Annotated in this window: 21 protein-coding genes; 3 read left to right on the top strand and 18 right to left on the bottom strand. The window is 70.2% G+C overall.

Annotation, left to right across the window (positions count from 1 at the left end; all coding sequences use genetic code 11):
- Positions 1-141 precede the first annotated feature (141 nt).
- The 8 genes from ASD66_RS17800 to ASD66_RS17765 all read right to left on the bottom strand — a co-directional run bounded on the left by ASD66_RS17800 (position 142) and on the right by ASD66_RS17765 (position 7,376).
- Positions 142-588: a DUF3817 domain-containing protein gene (locus tag ASD66_RS17800; RefSeq protein ID WP_056682897.1), complete on the bottom strand. Its 447-nt coding sequence runs from the start codon at positions 586-588 to the stop codon at positions 142-144.
- The gene (gene purQ / locus ASD66_RS17795) at positions 585-1,253 is read right to left on the bottom strand and encodes a phosphoribosylformylglycinamidine synthase subunit PurQ (protein WP_056891782.1); all 669 of its coding nucleotides are present in this window, start codon (positions 1,251-1,253) and stop codon (positions 585-587) included. Before purQ ends, ASD66_RS17800 begins: the two co-directional genes overlap by 4 nt.
- Positions 1,253-1,525, bottom strand: a complete 273-nt coding sequence (gene purS, locus ASD66_RS17790; protein WP_056682903.1) for a phosphoribosylformylglycinamidine synthase subunit PurS — start codon at positions 1,523-1,525, stop codon at positions 1,253-1,255. Before purS ends, purQ begins: the two co-directional genes overlap by 1 nt.
- Before the next feature lie 127 nt (positions 1,526-1,652).
- Positions 1,653-2,705: a maleylacetate reductase gene (locus ASD66_RS17785; protein WP_056891781.1), complete on the bottom strand. Its 1,053-nt coding sequence runs from the start codon at positions 2,703-2,705 to the stop codon at positions 1,653-1,655.
- A 1-nt stretch (position 2,706) separates the two neighbouring features.
- Complete coding sequence (locus tag ASD66_RS17780; protein WP_056891780.1) at positions 2,707-3,567, bottom strand: dioxygenase; 861 nt, start codon at positions 3,565-3,567, stop codon at positions 2,707-2,709.
- 5 nt (positions 3,568-3,572) lie between these two features.
- Positions 3,573-4,649 carry an alpha/beta hydrolase gene (locus ASD66_RS17775; RefSeq protein ID WP_056892324.1) on the bottom strand — a complete coding sequence of 359 codons (1,077 nt, stop codon included), beginning with the start codon at positions 4,647-4,649 and terminating at the stop codon, positions 3,573-3,575.
- Positions 4,646-6,241, bottom strand: a complete 1,596-nt coding sequence (locus ASD66_RS17770; protein WP_056891779.1) for a bifunctional 3-(3-hydroxy-phenyl)propionate/3-hydroxycinnamic acid hydroxylase — start codon at positions 6,239-6,241, stop codon at positions 4,646-4,648. Before ASD66_RS17770 ends, ASD66_RS17775 begins: the two co-directional genes overlap by 4 nt.
- A 127-nt stretch (positions 6,242-6,368) precedes the next feature.
- Entirely contained in the window at positions 6,369-7,376 is a 1,008-nt protein-coding gene (locus tag ASD66_RS17765; RefSeq protein WP_056891778.1) for an AraC family transcriptional regulator, read from the bottom strand.
- 124 nt (positions 7,377-7,500) lie between these two features.
- Here ASD66_RS17765 and ASD66_RS17760 point away from each other — a divergent pair, with 124 nt between their 5' ends.
- Positions 7,501-8,001, top strand: a complete 501-nt coding sequence (locus ASD66_RS17760) for a general stress protein (RefSeq protein WP_082599597.1) — start codon at positions 7,501-7,503, stop codon at positions 7,999-8,001.
- A 35-nt stretch (positions 8,002-8,036) separates the two neighbouring features.
- Here ASD66_RS17760 and ASD66_RS24535 read toward each other — a convergent pair whose 3' ends face one another.
- Positions 8,037-8,252: a hypothetical protein gene (locus ASD66_RS24535; protein WP_156388780.1), complete on the bottom strand. Its 216-nt coding sequence runs from the start codon at positions 8,250-8,252 to the stop codon at positions 8,037-8,039.
- A 91-nt stretch (positions 8,253-8,343) separates the two neighbouring features.
- On the opposite strand from ASD66_RS24535, the gene ASD66_RS17755 reads away from it, so the two are divergent.
- On the top strand, positions 8,344-9,279 hold the full coding sequence (locus ASD66_RS17755) for a hypothetical protein (RefSeq protein ID WP_056891776.1): 936 nt from the start codon (positions 8,344-8,346) through the stop codon (positions 9,277-9,279).
- Here ASD66_RS17755 and ASD66_RS17750 read toward each other — a convergent pair.
- Together ASD66_RS17750 and rnhA are read right to left on the bottom strand one after the other, a co-directional pair.
- A complete protein-coding gene (locus tag ASD66_RS17750) occupies positions 9,272-10,822 on the bottom strand; it encodes a long-chain-fatty-acid--CoA ligase (RefSeq protein ID WP_056682913.1) in 1,551 nt (516 codons plus the stop codon). The two genes, ASD66_RS17755 and ASD66_RS17750, sit on opposite strands and share 8 nt — an antisense overlap.
- A gap of 61 nt (positions 10,823-10,883) precedes the next feature.
- Entirely contained in the window at positions 10,884-11,351 is a 468-nt protein-coding gene (rnhA, locus tag ASD66_RS17745) for a ribonuclease HI (protein ID WP_056891775.1), read from the bottom strand.
- 95 nt (positions 11,352-11,446) lie between these two features.
- On the opposite strand from rnhA, the gene ASD66_RS17740 reads away from it, so the two are divergent.
- A complete protein-coding gene (locus ASD66_RS17740; RefSeq protein WP_056891774.1) occupies positions 11,447-12,031 on the top strand; it encodes a hypothetical protein in 585 nt (194 codons plus the stop codon).
- Between the two features lie 33 nt (positions 12,032-12,064).
- Here ASD66_RS17740 and ASD66_RS17735 read toward each other — a convergent pair whose 3' ends face one another.
- From ASD66_RS17735 to ASD66_RS17705, 7 genes are read right to left on the bottom strand one after another with little or no spacing between them, the layout of a single operon-like run.
- Positions 12,065-12,955, bottom strand: coding sequence for an aminoglycoside phosphotransferase family protein (locus ASD66_RS17735; protein ID WP_056891773.1), 891 nt, complete (start codon positions 12,953-12,955; stop codon positions 12,065-12,067).
- A gap of 38 nt (positions 12,956-12,993) precedes the next feature.
- Positions 12,994-13,881 (bottom strand): aminoglycoside phosphotransferase family protein, encoded by an 888-nt coding sequence (locus ASD66_RS17730; protein ID WP_082599596.1) that lies wholly within the window; start codon positions 13,879-13,881, stop codon positions 12,994-12,996.
- 6 nt (positions 13,882-13,887) lie between these two features.
- The gene (locus tag ASD66_RS17725; RefSeq protein ID WP_200950119.1) at positions 13,888-14,304 is read right to left on the bottom strand and encodes an SRPBCC family protein; all 417 of its coding nucleotides are present in this window, start codon (positions 14,302-14,304) and stop codon (positions 13,888-13,890) included.
- Positions 14,301-15,185: a phosphoribosylaminoimidazolesuccinocarboxamide synthase gene (locus ASD66_RS17720; RefSeq protein WP_056891770.1), complete on the bottom strand. Its 885-nt coding sequence runs from the start codon at positions 15,183-15,185 to the stop codon at positions 14,301-14,303. Before ASD66_RS17720 ends, ASD66_RS17725 begins: the two co-directional genes overlap by 4 nt.
- 19 nt (positions 15,186-15,204) lie before the next feature.
- Positions 15,205-15,765 carry an antibiotic biosynthesis monooxygenase gene (locus ASD66_RS17715; RefSeq protein WP_056891769.1) on the bottom strand — a complete coding sequence of 187 codons (561 nt, stop codon included), beginning with the start codon at positions 15,763-15,765 and terminating at the stop codon, positions 15,205-15,207.
- A gap of 13 nt (positions 15,766-15,778) precedes the next feature.
- Complete coding sequence (locus ASD66_RS17710; protein ID WP_056891768.1) at positions 15,779-16,792, bottom strand: hypothetical protein; 1,014 nt, start codon at positions 16,790-16,792, stop codon at positions 15,779-15,781.
- A complete protein-coding gene (locus ASD66_RS17705; RefSeq protein ID WP_056682941.1) occupies positions 16,789-17,355 on the bottom strand; it encodes an RNA polymerase sigma factor in 567 nt (188 codons plus the stop codon). Before ASD66_RS17705 ends, ASD66_RS17710 begins: the two co-directional genes overlap by 4 nt.
- Positions 17,356-17,419 lie beyond the last annotated feature (64 nt).

The following is a 17,419-nucleotide window of genomic DNA, read 5'->3' as shown; positions in this document are numbered from 1 at the left end:
TCAACCTGCAGTTCGCTCGCCGCGACGCTCCGGTCACGCTCAACGGACGCACCCGAGGCGTGAACTGTAGGTCGAAATGAGCAGACGGCGCGTCACTCGGTGTCGTCCGGCGGCAATCACGGGATTGTTCGTCTCAGAGGTTCAGCTCGCGGGGGGTCCGACGGTGAGGGCCACGGCGGTGAGTACGCCGACGGCGGCGACACCGGCCACGGCCCCGGCGAGCGGGTTGCGCAGCAGCCAGGCGGTGGGCTTCTCGAGGACCCCCGAGGGTCGTTCGCCACGCAGGCGCCACGTCGAGTCGAGGGCACCGGCCTTCTCGGCGTGACGGTCGAACCACACCGTCATGAAGGGCGGCACCGCACTCAACAGGCCGAGCACCAGCCGACCGAACGACCACTTCTGGTCGATCCAGACGACGACGGTGGTCAGGCAGTACGCAACGAAGACGATGCCGTGGACCATGCCGAAGATGCGGACGCCGAGTTCGGTGGTCTCCGTGACGTACTTGAGGAACATCCCGGTGAGCAGCAGCGCCCAGGTGATCGCCTCGGCGATCGCGACCCGGCGGAACAGGGTCAACGGGCTCACGCGAAGGCCCTCTCGACCAGGCCGGTGAAGAAGCCGAGCCCCTCGGTGCCGGGTCCGCACAGGTCCTCGACAGCGTGCTCGGGGTGCGGCATCAGGCCGACCACGTTGCCCGCCTCGTTGGTGATGCCGGCGATGTCGCGCAGCGAGCCGTTCGGGTTGCCGTCGAGGTAGCGGGCGACGACGCGCCCCTCACCCTCGAGACGGTCGAGCGTCTCGGCGTCGGCGACGTAGGAGCCCTCGCCGTTCTTGAGCACGACGGTGACCTCCGCACCCTGGGCGTAGGACGAGGTCCAGGGGGTGCGGTTGTTCTCGATGCGCAGCCGCTGGTCCCTGCAGACGAACTTGCGGTGGTCGTTGCGGATCAGGGCGCCCGGCAGCAGGTGGGACTCGCACAGGATCTGGAAGCCGTTGCAGATGCCGAGCACGGGCAGGCCCTTGCCGGCAGCGGCGACGACCTCGGTCATCACCGGGGAGAAGCGTGAGATCGCGCCACAGCGCAGGTAGTCGCCGTACGAGAAGCCGCCGGGGAGCACGACCGCGTCGACGCCCTGGAGGTCGTGGTCGCGGTGCCACAGCGCGACGGCCTCATTGCCACCGAGGCGTACGGCGCGGCGCGCGTCGACGTCGTCGAGGGAACCGGGGAAGGTGACCACTCCGACCTTCATCAGGCGCGGCGCTTCCCGGGAGCGGCGTCACCCTCGATGTGGATGGCGTAGTCCTCGATCACGGGGTTGGAGAGCAGCGTCTCGGCGAGCTTGTGCACCTCGGCGAGCCTCTCCTCGGTGAGCTCACCCTCGAGCTCGAGCTCGAAGCGCTTGCCCTGGCGGACGTCGGCAACGCCGTCGAAGCCGAGACGGGGCAGGGCACCGTGCACGGCCTTGCCCTGGGGATCGAGGATTTCAGGCTTGAGCATGACGTCGACGACGACACGGGCCACGGGAGGCTCCTTGGTGCAAGGGTGCGGGGAACGCGCCCAGTCTAAGGCCGCCGCCTCGGGCTCCGGACAACGACCGCTGTCGTGATCACCGCCCGGGAATGTGCGGGGGTCCGGCGGCCTGAGGACGTCACATCGCGCCCTCGAGCAGCCGGACGAGTGCCGGACGGTCGACCGGTCGTGGATTGGCATAGGGGTTGGCGAGGACCTCGTCGACGACCGCGGCGAGGTCGGACTCCCGGACCCCGAGGTCTGACAGCCGCCGGGGAGCACCCACCTGGTCGGCCAGCGACCCGATGGCTCCGGCCGGGTCCTCGTCGCCGAGTGCGCGCGCCAGCGCGGACCGGGCGCCCGGCGCCTGCGCCAGGTTGAACGCAGCGACGTGGGGCAGCACCACCGAGTGGGTGTCGGCGTGCGGCAGGTCGAGCATTCCTCCCAGCACGTGGCAGAGCTTGTGGTGCAGGCCCATGGTGGTGGCGCCCAGGCAGGCGCCGCACAGCCAGGCACCTTCGAGCGCGTTCGCCCGCGCGGAGGCGTCGGCGGGGTCCTTCACGAGCACCGGCAGGGCGAGGGCGAGTGCGCGGACCCCTTGCTCGGCCATGGCGGCGACGACCGGCGACCCGTCCGGTGCGTAGAGCGCCTCCATGGCGTGTGCCATCGCGTTGAGCCCACTGGTCGCGGAGACAGCGGGCGGCAGCGACGTCGTGAGGTCCGGGTCGTAGACGACCGTGCGTGGCAGGACTGCCGGGTCACGGCCGGTCTGCTTGCGCGAGTTCTCCGTCAGCCCCCAGATCGGGGTCATCTCCGAGCCGGCGTACGTCGTGGGCACGGCAACCACGGGCAGGGCACGGCGCAATGCCAGGGCCTTGCCCAGTCCGATCGTGGAGCCTCCTCCGATCGACACGCAACCGTCGGCCTCGAGCTCGGCGACCACCCGAAGGGCACCGGCCACCGTCTCCACGGGGACATGCATGCGGGCCTGGTCGAAGATGCCCACCGCGGTGTCACCGAGTAGCTCCTCGACCTTCTCCGCCAGGGCTCGCTGGCCGGGTGTGGACAGCACGAGAACGCGACGCAGCCCGAGCCGGGCCACCTCGTCGGCGACTGCAGCCAGGCGGCCGCGACCGAAGACCACGCGCATCGGCAGGGCCTCGTACACGAAGCTGCGGACCGGTTCGGCCATGTCAGTCCTCTCCTCGGGCAAGGCGGATGTCGAAGTGTGCGTGACGGAAGGGCACAGGGACGTCGAAGCGCTCTGCCTGCTCCGGGTCGTCGACCTCGGCGAAGTCGATCACCAGGCTCTGCTTGACGGCGAACACCGCGTCGCTGTCGATGTAGGGACTGCCGGCGACGAAGGCGTGGGTCGTGACCTCGCGGAAGCCGGGTGCTTCGGCGATGAAATGGATGTGAGCCGGCCGGTAGGGGTGGCGGAGGGAGGCCTCGAGCATCCGGCCGACGGGGCCGTCCGTGGGGATCGGGTAGTGGCTCGGCACGACGGTGCGGAACCAGAACCGGCCGGCTTCGTCCGTCGTGAAGAGACCGCGTCCGTTGCCGGGTGGTTGGGTGTCCGGCTGCTGCACGTCGTAGAAGCCGTTCTCGTCGCACTGCCAGATGTCGACGGACGCCCCGGGGATCGGCGTGCCGTCCTCGGTGTTGACGCTTCCGGTCACCACGCACGGCGTACCGGTGCCGAGCAGGTCGACGGAGTCCCCCAGGGCGCGCTGCGGCGACTCGGTCATGTGGAAGGGTCCGAGCACGGTCCCCTCGGTGCCGTGCGGGTCGCCGTTGATCGTCTCGACGAGCATCGACACACCGAGGACGTCCGAGAGCAGGACGAACTCCTGCCGGGTCGCATCGGAGGTGTGGCCGACCTCGGTCAGGAAGGCGATCGCCTGCTCCCACTCGGCCATCGTGGGGCGGAGCTCCTCGACCAGGGCGTGCACGTGACGTGTGACGGCTTCGAGGACCTGGCGGGTCCTCGGGTCGGGCGTCTGGGCGAAGCTCGCCAGGACCTCACCCAGGACCGTGTCGTCGTGATCGCTCATCGTTGTCACCTCTCCAGTTCTGCGAAGCGGCCGACGAACCAGTCGGCGACGTAGGCCGACCGTTCCTCGGAGTGGTTGTAGATCGTGTGCTCCCCGTCCTCCCACACCTTCAACAACGTATCGGCGGTGCCGGAGTCGAGGAAGGGCTGCTGGTCGGGCAGGCTGGTGATCGGATCGGCACCTCCGTGCAGCACCAGCAGCGCACCCGAGATGCGGTCGGTCGGCTGCAGCGCGATGCGCTCGAAGTTGCGCTCGATGGTGGCCTGGTCCCGGGTGCCCAGCATCGCGGCGGCCTGGTCCTCGAAGGTGCGGAAGCCCAGGAGCCGAGGACGCGCCGGCGCGCCGTTCACACAGACGGCCGTGACCCGGGAGTCCGAGGCCGCGGTGGTCGCCGCGAAGAGGCCGCCGAGGCTGTTGCCCCACAGGCCGATCCCGGGACCGAGCTCGGGACGAGAGGCCACCGAGTCGACGAAACGGCTGTACGCCGCCCGGACGTCCACGTCGAGCAGGAGACCGCCCTCGAGCCGGGTCTCTCCCTGGCCCGGCCCCTCGGCCAGGAGGGCGGCGATCCCGCGACGGTTGAGGGCCTCGGCCTGGCGGAGGTACGCCGTGCCCCACCCGCTCTGCCCGCCGAACAGGACGACGGTGCCGAGCACCGGCGTCACCGGCGGGACCAGCCAGCCGAAGAGCCGTCCGCCCTCGAAGGGCAGTGCGATCCGTTCCCAGCGGGGGGCCCTCAGGTGGCCCGCCCTCTCGGCGGCGGAGGTCAGGCGCCGGTAGAGGCCGCGCTTGCGCTGGTTGTCGAAGTTGTGGGCCATCTGTGCGGTGAGGAAGCAGACCATGGCTGCGCGGTAGCCGTCGAGCGCGGTGGCGATGCGGTCCTCGGACTCGGCCGAGCCGGCGCGGGCCAGGTGGGCCTCGGCGAGCTCTTCGGCCGCGTCGTCCCACGGCTGGCCGAGCCCGGTGCGCTGCTCGAGGGCGAGCACGTCGGCGTACTGCATGCCGTAGTCCAGGAGGCGCGTCACGGACATCGCCCGCCACAGGGCATCGGCCGGCGGGATCTCCACGGACCCGAGGCTCATGCCGGCACCACGGCAGCGGCCTCGACCCACGAGAGCCGCGAGCGCAGGCCCTCCACCGCGGCCGGCAGGTCGGCCAGGACCCCGGCCCAGAAGAGGTGGAAGTCCGGACGGCCGATGAATGCCTCGACTCCGTGGGCCCCGAAGAACTCGCGGTACGTCCCGTCCACGTCCTCCACCGCGTGGGAGTTCCCGGGAGCAAGGGTTGCCGTCGAGACACCGAGATCGGCCAGGAAGGCCAGCTGCGCGTCGTCGAGCACGGCATCCGGGTCGGTCGAGCTCACCAGTGAGAATCCGCGTCCGACCACGTCGTCGAAGAGCCCCTCGACGCCATTCCTGCGGACCACGCCCTGTGGCGTCAACGTGCCGGCCAGTTCGGAGGGCACTCCCTCCGCGGTGTGATGCACGACCCCGTGGCGGATGGTCGGGAACGGCGGGGGCGGCGGCGCGGTGCCGTCGCGGAACGCCTGGTCCCGCGCGGCGGCGGCCGCCGGGTCGTGCGTGTTGGCGACCTTGCCGAGCGCAACGGAGATCTCCGTGATCGCGGTGGCATGCGGCCTGCGTTCGCTCTCGTAGGTGTCGAGGAGGGTCTCGTCGGCAAGACCCCTCAGGACCAGGTCGAGCTTCCAGCCCAGCGTGGCACCGTCGCGCATGCCGGAACAGGCGCCCTGCCCCATGTACGGCGGAGTGGTGTGCGCGGCATCGCCGGCGAGGAGGACCCGCCCGACCCGCCAGCTCTCGGCGATCCGGCCCTGGAACGTGTAGACCACCTGCCGGAGGATCTTCACGTCCTCCGGGCCCAGGTCGTGGGCCTCCCGGAGCCACTTCCATGCGAACTCCGGCTTCTCGAACTCCGCCTCGTCCTCGCCCGGGAGCACGGCCAGCTCGAAGCGCTGGCGGCTCCTGCCGATGGGCATGTACATCTGCCCGCGCACCGGGTCGCAGAACTGGGTGAGCCGGTTGAAGGTGTCCGGGAGGGGGCGCAGCTTCTCGCAGTCGATGTTGAGCCAACGATCATCGACGCCGCAGTCGCTGCGCTCGATCCCCAGGCTGGTCCTGACGAAGCTGTTGGCCCCGTCGGCGCCCACGACGTACCTCGCGGTGACGACGCGCTCCTCGTCGGCGTGGGACCACTGACCCGTGCGGGACTGGGTCCAGGGCCTGGCGGTCACCTCGACGCCGTCGGGGCCGGGGCTGACCTTGACCACGGAGTGCCCCTGGTTGACCTCGACGTTGCCGGTGGCGCGGACGTGCTTGTCGATCGCGTCCTCGATGTCGGGCTGGTACATCGAGATGTGGGCGGGGTGGCCGGCCGAGGTGCCCCGCCAGTCCAGCTCGATGAGCAGGTCGCCGGCACCGTTGAGGTAGCGGTAGTTCGGGATCGGCCAGGCATCACGCAGGGCGAGGTCGATGTCTCCGACGGCGGCGATGTTGCGCGCCGTCTCGCCGTCGATGTGGGTGAGCCGGGGCAGCCCGTAGAGCCCCTGCCAACGCTCGAAGACGACCACCTTGTGGCCGGCCTTGCCGAGCGTCGACGCCAGGACCAGCCCGGCGGGGCCGTAGCCGACGATCGCTACGTCGTAGTCGTGGTCCATCTCTTCTCCCATCGCGTGCGGAGCGGTCGTGCTCCTGGTGATGAGAGGACGCTAGGCACCAGACGGCGCCGTGCCGATCCGCTTCACGACAACCCGATCCACGGAGCGACGGGACTTGTGCCAACCGTCACAGGGAAGGCGCAGGCGGGACCTGGCGAAGGGTCACCGACGGCGGCACGCCGTACCGCTCCTGGTAGGCGCCCGCGAATCGGGGAACGTGACTGAAACCCCATCGCAGGGCGACGTCGGCCACGGTCGTGCCACTGCCCGGGCGGGTGGCGAGCAGGTCGTCGTGGACACGCGCCAGGCGCACCTGCTGGACGTACACACGCGGCGGCACGCCGACGTGGTCGCGGAAGTGTCGTTGCAGGGAGCGCGCGCTGACCCCCGCCTCGAACGCCAGGCGTTCGACGGAGAGGTCTGATTCGGGCTGCGACTCGATGAGATCGACGGCCGCCTTCACCGGTGCCGGGCGGTGTGCTCCCTGCCGGCGCGACTCGAGCCGGGAGGAGTAGTTGTGGGGCTGGGCCAGGAGCAGGCCCGTCATCAGGAAGGAGGCCCAGGAGCTGTCCCCACCGGCCTGGGTGACGAGTCCACCGCTGTCGAGGTCGCCGACCAGGAGCCGCACCGCCCGGGTCCATGAGGCGGCCGCCGGGGTGCGGAGGTCCATGGCCGTCCCGAAGAGGATGGGTGCGACGACGAGCTCGTCGAGCATGCCCTCGAGATGGCGTTCCAGGGCGTGGCGCTCGAAGCGCACGTGCAGCTGCCGGTAGTCGTTACTGAGCTGCATCCGGGCCTGCATGCGTGGGGAGATGATGCCCGCCGTCTGCTGGTCGACGACGACTTCGTCGGTGCCACAGGTGATTCGGTTGCGTCCACCCCACGACAGGTTGACGTCGTAGTAGTCGATCTGCTCGGTCAGCTGCACGTCGAGCTCGCAGCCACGATGGTGGCCGTAGACCAGGGACAGCGGACCGAGCGGCGCCACGGCGACGTCGGTGCGCAGCGCTGTCGCGGCCGCCCCACGCGGGGTGAGCCGGTGCGGCGTGAGGAACTGCGAGACCGAGGCACGGAAGGCGTCGATGTCAGAGGCGTGGAGCACAGAGAACCGCTCGAGTACGACTTCCTTGGTCACGGCGCCACGTCCCTTTGCTCACGGGTGCCCCCATGGTACGAGCGCGACCCGGTCGAGGCCTCCTTCTCGACATCCACGCATCGCCCGGAGTCCGGCGGTTGCCCGGATGCGGCACGATGGAGGCATGCCAGCACCCACCCCGGACCACGCGAACGCCATGGCTCTCGAGTTCCCGCAGTCACTCGCCGTCTACGACAAGTACGCCGACGCCCAGCGGGCCGTCGACTTCCTCTCCGACGAGGAGTTCCCGGTCCAGAACTGCATGATCGTGGGCACTGACCTCAAGCAGATGGAGCGCATCACCGGCCGGCTCACCACCGGCAAGGTCGCGCTGGCCGGCGCCCTGTCAGGGGCGTGGCTGGGCCTCTTCGTGGGGCTGATCTTCTCGTTGTTCGGCGACGGCAACATCCTCGCCATGATCGTGTCGACCGCCCTGATGGGTGCCGTGTTCGGCCTGGTCTGGAGCCTGGTGGGCTTCGCAGGCACCCGCGGCCGCCGTGACTTCTCCTCGGTCAGCGCGGTCGTCGCCACGAAGTACGAGGTCCTCGTCGAGCACAAGCACCTGCAGACCGCGCAGGAAATCCTCGCCCGCCTCCCCGGCGCCCTGCCCAATCCATTCGAATGATCCGGCCGTTCGAGTGACCTGACCGGCCGCCCGGGTCAGTCGTCCTCGAGGAACGGGTCGCCGTACCACGGTGTCTGGGACGTCGAGTCCGCGTCGTCGGCCCCAGCCGTCTCCGCCTGGGCGCCGAACACGGTCGCTGCTGCGATCACGCTGGCGCTGGCGGTGAGGCCGGCAGTCATCAGGACCGTACGCCGACGCTTGCGCGGCGGCGGACCAGTGGGCGGCGGCTGAGCGGGGGTCGGTTCAGTCATGCCAGAGAGAGTTGCTCGCATTCCTTGGCGGAACCTGAGCAACAGGTGAGCGGAGCGCATGAAAAGTCGCCGGCCCGGGCAGACTGCGCGCGTGAACACCCTCACCCGCTCTGCCACGGCACTCGCCCTGGTCGCCGTACTCCTCGGTTTCTCGTCTGCCTGTTCGGACCCCGAGACGGCTGCCGGCCGCAGCAGCGGGACGGGTGCGTCGGCGCCACCTGTCCCTGCGATCGGCGACACCGCCCGTTTCCTTGCCACCACCGCCGCTGAGGAGGCTGTGGTCGGAGTGCTCGCCTACGACCACCAGGACTTCGATGCCGCCTACACGGCAGCCGAGCACCTGCTGACCGAGCGGATGGCCACGGATATCGAGAAGACTCGGACGACCTTGCGGCCGATGGTCAGGAAGCAGCGAGCCAGCCAGGACGTCAGGGTCGTCGAGAGCGGCACGATCACCGGGCAGAACGACACCATCAAGGTGGTCCTGTTCATCGACCAGACGGTGCGCCGCGCCGGAGGCTCCACGAACCGCCAGTCGGCGACCGTGGTGGCCAGCATGGTTCACGACCACGGCGACACGTGGCTGGTCGACGAGCTGGACACGAACGCTTCTGATGCCTCCGGCATCCAGGACCCCGAACCCGGGCGGGCGGCCGCCGTCGACGCGGCCATCGAACTGGCGTCCGCGTTCACGAACCTGGACCACCGCACTCTCGACGCCGACACCCAGGCCGTGCTGGACCTGTCCACGGGCACCTTTCACGACCAGTTCAAGGGAAGTCTGCCCAGCATGAAGAAGACGGTCTCGACCGCCCGTTCCGTGTTCACGAGCGAGGTGACCGTTGCCGCTCTCGACAAGTTCACCGGCGAAGCACCCGGTGACACCGCGACGGTGCTGGTCGCCACCGAGGGAACCGTCACCAACACGAACGCGCCGCAAGGTGTCGACCGCGACCAGCGCCTCCTCATCTCGTTGGTCAACGAGGACGGCGAGTGGCTCGCCGACGACGTGACGTTCGTCAGCTGAGCTCGCGCTTGAGGATCTTGCCGGTCGCGGTCATCGGCAGCGCGTCGACGTACTCCACGATGCGGGGGTACTTGTAGGTCGCCATCTGCTCCTTGGCCCATGCGATCAGCTCGTCCTCGCTGGTCGTCGCGCCCTCGTTGCGGATCACGAACGCCTTGATCTCCTCGCCGTGGCTCTCGTGGGGCACGCCGATGACCGCCGCGAGCGAAACCGCGTCGTGGGTCATCAGCACCTCCTCGATCTCGCGCGGGTAGACGTTGAAGCCACCGCGGATGATCATGTCCTTCGAGCGGTCGACGATGTAGTAGTAGCCGTCGGCATCCTTGCGGCCCAGGTCGCCGGTGCGGAACCAGCCGTCGTGGATCGCCTCGGCGGTGGCCTCGGGCCGGGCGTAGTAGCCCTTCATGATGTTGGGCCCCTTGACCGCGATCTCGCCGATCACGTCGTCGCCCGACCCGAGGTCGTTCCACTCGGGGTCGATCAGCTTCATCTCGACACCGGGGATGGGTACGCCGATCGAGCCGACGCGCACCTCACGACCCCACGGCGAGAAGCTCGCCACCGGCGAGGTCTCCGAGAGCCCGTAGCCCTCGAGGATCGTGACGCCGAACTTCGCCGCGAAGTCCTTGTGCACCTCGACCGGGAGCGCGGAGCCACCCGACGCGGCGACGCGCAGGTTGGCGGCGACGGCCGAGACGTCGACGCCCTCCTGGAGTGCACCGAGCAGGCCCCAGTACATCGTCGGGACGCCGGCGAAGAAGGTCACCTTCTCCTTCAGCATGAGCCCGAGGGCTGCCTGTGCCTCGAAGCGCGGCAGCATCACGACGGTGCCGCCGAACGCGAAGGCGCCGTTCTGGATCACGGTCTGGCCGAAGGAGTGGAAGAGCGGCAGCACGCACAGGTAGGTGTCGGGGTTGCCCGCGTCTGCGTTGAAGAGGTCGGCCGAGGCCATCGCGTTGGAGTGCATGTTGCGGTGCATCAGCTCAGCGCCCTTGGGCTGGCCGGTGGTGCCGGAGGTGTAGAGGATCACGGCCGTGTCGTCGGCGTCGGTGGCATGCGTCTCGAAGGCCGGGGACTTGCCGGCGAGTGCCTGGCCCAGGGTCTCGGCGCCCTCGATCGGCGAGGCCGCGGCAGGGTCGGCGGTGATCACGAAGAACCGCGTGCATCCGGGCGTCTGCTCGAAGCCGACCGATCCTTCCTGCGCCATCGGCAGGTCGGGGGTGCCCTCGAAACAGAAGTAGGCGACGGCGTCGGAGTCGTCGAGGTGGTAGGCGATCTCGCGGCCCTTGAGCAGCACGTTGAGGGGAACGACGGTCGCGCCGGACTTGAGGATGCCGTAGTAGACGATCGAGAAGTAGGGCAGGTTCGGGCAGCTGAGCGCGACCTTGTCGCCGGGCTTCACCCCGCGCTCGACCAGCAGGTTGGCCACCTGGCTGGCCGCGCCGTTGACCTGCGCGTAGGTCAGGCGGGTGTCACCGAGGATGATCGCGTCGCGATCCGGGTAGTCGCGCGCGGAGTCGTCGAGGAGCGAGGCGAGGTTCATGCCGCAGAACCTACCCGCCGGTTGTGCGCCCCGTCACAGGGTCGTCCACATGGTGTGCGGGTCAGCCCGCGCGCACCAGGTCGACCCCCTTGTTGGCGAGCTCGTCGGCCCGCTCGTTCCCGGGATCGCCGGAGTGTCCCTTCACCCACACCCAGTGGATGGTGTGGCGGTTCACCTCGGCATCCAGGGCCTGCCACAGCTCGACGTTCTTGACCGGCTTCTTCGCCGACGTCTTCCAGCCGTTGCGCTTCCAGCCGTGGATCCACGACTTCATGCCGTTCATGACGTACGACGAGTCGACGTGCAGCGTCACCTCGCAGGGCTGGGTCAGCGCCTTGAGGCCCTCGATGACCGCCTGCAGCTCCATCTGGTTGTTCGTGGTCAGTGGCTCGCCGCCGAACAGCTCGCGCTCGTGGCGGCCCGAACGCATCCACGCGCCCCAGCCGCCGACGCCGGGGTTGCCCTTGCACGCGCCATCGGTCCACATCTCCACCACGGGCCGTGCTTGCGTCGAAGGGGCGTCAGTCATGACGCAAACCCTATCCAGCGGCCTCCCCGGTTGAACCGGAGCCCGAGTGGGTAGGCAGCCGTCGCACTGCACGAGGACTCGACGGGGGACCACACATGAACGACGCAACGGGCCGACTCTCGGCTCTCTACTCGGACCCGGCGCGGGAGCGCAGGCTCGGCATCCGCTTCCTGCTCGCGGCGATCGTCATGTTCGCGATCGCGGCGCTGGGTGTCTTCTCACTGGTCCAGGGCTCTTCCGTGGCGCGAGCCCTGGTCTGGGTCGTGATCGGCGGTCTGGTCGGAGCACTGTGCGCACTGCTGGCGCTCAACAACTTCATGCTCAGCCGCCGCACGGGCGAGGGCCTGCTGACCGTGGCGGTCGGGCAGGACGGCCTCGTCGGGCCCGAGCTGATCGGACTGCCGTGGTCCCAGATCACGCAGGTGACGGACACGGTGCACGGTGAGTCGAAGCGCGGCCGCACGCCCCGTTCCCTGACTGTCCATGTCCGTGACCACGACGCACTCCTGGCGACCGTGCCCGAGAAGGTGCGCTGGCTGGTCGACCGCGGGGAGAACGGGGCGGCCCACGTCACGACCGGCCTGGGCGCCGTCACCGATGACGAGTACCGGGGGTTCCTGGACGTGCTCCGGACCGAGCTCGACCGTCGACAGATCCCGCTCGTCGACGCCCGCGACTGAGCCGAGCCCTGCGGCCGACCCGAGACCAGCCACTCACAGTGAGGCGAGCAGGCACCTGAGGATGCCGAGGGCACCCAGCGAGAGGCGAGCGTTGGACCCGCGGTAGTACGTCCAGGCGCTGATCGCCGGCGCCAGGGCCTGGCCGCGGGACCGGCGGTACGCCGCTTCGTCCAGGCCGACCGCGTCCCGGTAGACCTCGGACACCGAGACCGGGACGTAGCCCCACATGGCGTTCAGCTCGATCGCCGGGTCGCCCCGCCCGGCCGCACCCCAGTCGATGACCGACGCGAGTCGACCGTCACGGACCAGCAGGTTGCCCTCGTGCAGGTCACCGTGGAACCACGTCGGCTCGCCGTCCCACGCCGGGGCGTCCAGCGCGTCGGCCCACAGCGCCAGCACCGCCGACGGGTCGATCTCGGAGGTGTCGGCACGCGCCGTCCATGTGCGCACCCACTCGTCGAGGGCCGACAGCGGACCACCACGGCCGAGGGTCTTCACCGGGCCACCCATCGCCGGCACGGCGCGGGTGGCCCGGGCGAAGGCGCCGAGGCTGGTGGCCCACTCCTCGGGGTCGAAGGAGTCCTCGGTCGGGGTCTCCCCCTCGATCCACGGGACCACGGTCCAGTGCCAGGCGAAGCCGTCGCCCGGCTCCCCGAGCGCCACCGGTGCCGGGATCGGCAATGGCAGGTGCTCCGCGAGCCGGGGCAGCCAGGTGTGCTCCCACTCGCCCGAGCCGGCCACCCAGTCGACCCGGGGCATCCGGACCAGCAGGTCGTCACCGAGGCGGAACAGCTGGTTGTTGGTGCCCACCGGGGGCATACGTCGGAGCGGAAGGGCCGACCATTCCGGGAACTGGTCGGCCACCAGGCCGCGCACCAGCTCGTCACTGATCGTGATCTCGTTGTCGTGCATCCGGCCGGCCATCGCGGCACGAGACTAGCCGCACACCTCGAGCCCGGCACTCACAGCGAGGCGATCAGCGACCGCACCGTCGCCAGGGACTCCTCCGAGATGCGTGGGCTGCTGTCGCGGTAGTACGTCCAGCCGCTGATCGACGGCGCCAGGGCATAGCCCCTGGCCCGGCGGTACGCCGCCTCGTCGAGGCCGACTTCTGCCCGGTACAGCTGCGCCACCGACGCGGGGAGGTAGCCCCACATGGCGTTCAGCTCGATCGCCGGGTCGCCTCGCCCGGCAGCGCCCCAGTCGATGACGGCGGCGAGTCGACCGTCACGGACCAGCAGGTTGCCCTCGTGCAGGTCGCCGTGGAACCAGGTCGGCTCGCCGTCCCACGCCGGGGCCTCCAGCGCGTCGGCCCACACCGCCAGCACCGCCGACGGATCGATCTCGGAGGTGTCGGCTCGCGCCGTCCAGGTGCGCACCCACTCGTCCAGCCCGGACAACGGAGCACCACGCCCCTCGGTCTTCACCGGCGCGCCCATCGCGGGCACCTCACGGGTGGCACGGACGAACCTGCCGAGGCTCACCGCCCATTCGTCGGGGTCGAAGGTCTCGGGGGTCGGAGTCTCCCCCTCGATCCACGGCACGACGGTCCAGTGCCACGGGTACCCCTCCCCAGGCCGTCCGAGCCCGACGGGTGCCGGGATCCGCAACGTCAGGTGCGGCGCCAGCCGGGGCAGCCACCTGTGCTCCCACTCGGCCGACTCGGCCGCCCAGTCGATCCGCGGCATCCGCACGAGCAGGTCGTCACCGAGCCGGAACAGCTGGTTGTCGGTGCCCTCCGGAGGGAGCCGACGCAGCGGGCGGCCCGCCCACTCGGGGAACTGGCCGGCGACCAGGCTCCGCACCAGGTCGTCGCCGATCCCGATCTCGTTCTCGTGCATGCGGCTCATGGCGGTCTACCCGAGCAGCCGCGCCGCCCGGCGCAGGTCGTCGCGCGCGGCCACCGGACCGAGCAGGCCCAGGCCCCAGCCGAGCGGACGACGCCAGCCCGGGGCGTACGTCGAGGCGGTCGCGCGCACCGTCGTACCGGCGCCGTTCGCGACGAAGTCGAGGGTGAGGTCGACGACGAGGCCGTGCCAGGTGCCACGCTCGGCCCAGCGCACGCCCGGCTCGAACACGGTGATCTCCATGCGCGGGCGCACTCCCGGCCAGGTGACGTCGTGCCAGGCCGTGCCCACTCCGGTCGGCCTGTCGGTGAGCAGCTCGACCGTGCGCAGGCTGGCCTGCCAGGCGGCCCGTCGTGCGGGGTCGCCGAGGTAGGCGAAGACGGCGTCCGGGGCCTGCGCGAAGTCGACCGAGACTGTGAACGTCACCAGGTCGTGCCGGTCAGCCGCTCGAAGGCCTCGACGTACTTCGAGCGGGTCAGCTCGACGACGTCGGCGGGCAGCACCGGGGGCTCCTCACCCGACGTACGGTCCCAGCCGGAGGCCGGGGAGGTCAGCCAGTTGCGGATGACGTCCTTGTCGAACGAGCGCTGCGCCTGCCCGGGCTGCCACTGGTCGGCCGGCCAGAAGCGCGACGAGTCGGGGGTGAGCACCTCGTCGGCGAGCACGATGGCGCCGTCGGCACGACGTCCGAACTCGAACTTAGTGTCGGCCAGGATGATGCCGCGGTCGCGGGCGATGGCCTCGGCGCGGCCGTAGATGTCGAGGGTCCTCTCGCGGAGCGCCGTCGCGTCGTCGGCGCCGATCGTGGCCACCACCGCGTCGAACGAGACGTTCTCGTCGTGGTCGCCGACCTCGGCCTTGGTGGCCGGCGTGAAGATCGCCTCGGGCAGACGGCTGCCGTCCTCGAGACCGGCAGGCAGCGCGATGCCGCACACCTCGCCGGAGCCGGCGTACTCCCGCAGGCCGGAGCCGGTCAGGTAGCCGCGCGCGACGCACTCGACCGGGAACATCTCGAGGGACTCGCAGATCACCGCGCGGCCCTTCACCTCGTCGGGCACGTCGGTCGAGACCACGTGGTGGTCGGCGCCGAGCTGGTCGAACCACCACAGCGACATGCGGGTCAGGATCTCGCCCTTGTCGGGGATGGTGGAGCTGAGCACGAAGTCGTAGGCACTGATCCGGTCGCTGGCCACCATCAGCAGGTTGCCGGCGAACTGGCCCTCGTCGATGCGGTAGAGGTCGCGGACCTTGCCGGAGTGGAGGTGCGTCGTTCCGGCGATGACGGGTGCGTCCGGGATGTTCAGCATGACCCGAGCCTATCCGCGCTCACCTGTGCAGCCACCACGACATCCGTCGGGTGATCCACGGCAGGAAGACGTAGGTCATCAGCGGCGTCATCACCACCACGGACGCGAGTACCCGCGGCACCAGCGGCCAGTCCGCGATCGAGTGGCCGACCACCCAGTTGGCGGCCAGGCTCAGCGGGAAGAAGACCAGGAAGATCGTCACCATCTGCTTCCAGCGAGGAGGCGCCGGCGGGGGCGGCTCCGAGTCTGCACCGTCGGAGACGTCGTACGTCGTGGGCTCGTCGAACCAGCCTTCGATACCGGTTCGGCGCTCGACGTGCGACTCACCGATCCGGCCCTGCGCGGCGGCGAGCCACCAACGGCGTTGCGCCGAGGCCTCCCACACCGCGAGGGCCGCCGCGTCCGCGAACCGGTAGAGCATGTGCCACTCGTCGGAGTCGATCGCCGGGCGGACCCAGCCGACCCCGAGGAATCCGTCGAACCGCTCGGCGAGCGAGGCGCCGGCCTCCACCCACGCGAGCATCTCCGCGTTGTGCTCGGGATCGATGTGGCGGGTGATGGAGACGGTGACGGCAGTCATGGCCCCCAGAATGTCAGTCGTCGACCATCGTGCCGTCGTTGCAGCCGTAGAGCCGCATGAGTCGGGTGGCGTCGCGACCCGCGGCCATCGCGTCGCCCTGCTCCCAGATCTGCTCCGGCCACGCGCCCGTCGTGGCCATCTCGTCGAGAATCGCCCATGAGTGGCTCGCCTTCATGGCGTTCGCGGCCCGGTCGACCAGGGTGTCGTCGCCGCGGGCCTGGCCGGCCGCGTACTTGTCGAGCCACACGCAGGCCACCGTGCCGGTGAGCTTCGCGCCGAGCTGGTAGCGGTTGGTGGCGCCGTCGATCCGCACGGTCGTGGGGTCGAACCCGACGGGCGTCTTGACGTCGGAGAGCATCTCCGTGACCACCTCGGCCTGCTCGCCGGGAGTCACCACCTCCGGCGGCAGGCCGGCCGCGAACGCCTTCACGTCGACCGGCTGAAGGTCGTCGAGGAGGGCGCGGAACGCCTGCTCGTCCATGCCCGAACCTCGGATCTCGAGGAAGCCGTCGCCGTCGACCCCACGGATCACGGTGTGGTCGGTGGTGCCGTACGCGAACATCAGGGCCGGCTCGCCCCACAGCCGGAGCTCATCGGGGTCACCGGCGTCGCCGCGGTCATCGACCCGGTCGTCGTGCTCGCTGGCCTTGCTCCATTGGACGTCCAGCTGCTGGCCGCCGTTCGCGAAGACGATCTCGCCGTCGGTGCCGTCGACCATGTTGATGACCCGCCAGCCCTCGAGGCCCAGCAGTGCCCGGTCGACCGGGCCCTGCACGGCGGCAGCGAACGCCGGGGCGTCACCGGAGGCGCCGTCGTCGTGAAGGAGGTACGCCGGCACGCCGGCGATCACCGCGATCGACGCGGCCGCTGCGGCCACCGTGATCCAGCGCGGACGGGGTCGCTTCAGGTGGCTCGGTGTGTCGATGACGTCCAGGACGGGCGTGGCCATGATTTCCTCCAGCAGCTCGGCCCGACCCTCGTGAAGCGGGAGCCCGCCGATCGTCTCGTCACTCAGCTTGTGGTTCATGCCCCCTCCTTCCGGGTGGGTTGTGGGTGTCTACTGGGGGAATGTCCGGGCGGCAGCGGATCGTTGCCGAGGATCTCGCGCAACCTCGACCTGGCCCGCGAGAGTCTCGGTCTGACCACCACCGTGGTGAGCCCCAGGACCTCCGCGATCTCGCGCGGTTCGAGCCCCTCCCAGAGATGGAGCTGGAGGACCTCCTGGTCGCGGCCGCTGAGCCGGGAGATGGCCGCGTTGACGTCGGTGCCCTGAACGACCCCGTCGGCGATGTCGGGCACCACCGTGGCCACCTGCTGACGGAGCCGCGTGCCGAGCTGGTGCCGCCGCCCCTCGCCGCGCCGGTGGTTGGCCAGCACCCGGCGTGCCACGCCGTACAACCAGGGGCGGGACTCGCCACCGGTCGGCATGTGGGAGAGCCGGCGCCAGGCGACCAGGAACGTCTCGGCGGTCACATCGGCGGCGTCCTCGGCTCGGTCCGCGCGACGCAGCGCGAACCCGAGCACGGCGTCGAAGTGCTCGGCGTACAACGCCCGGAACGTCTCGTCGCGGCCCTGCGAGAACTGGCTCATGACTCCCTCATGTCCGGGCAGGGCCACATCGTTGCACGCGCTCCGGGCCGCTAGTGTCTTGAGC

This window comes from Nocardioides sp. Root151 (assembly GCF_001427925.1).
Lineage (GTDB): Bacteria > Actinomycetota > Actinomycetes > Propionibacteriales > Nocardioidaceae > Nocardioides.
Note: the sequence above shows the minus strand (reverse complement) of the source record. Positions and strands in the feature narration are given on the sequence as shown.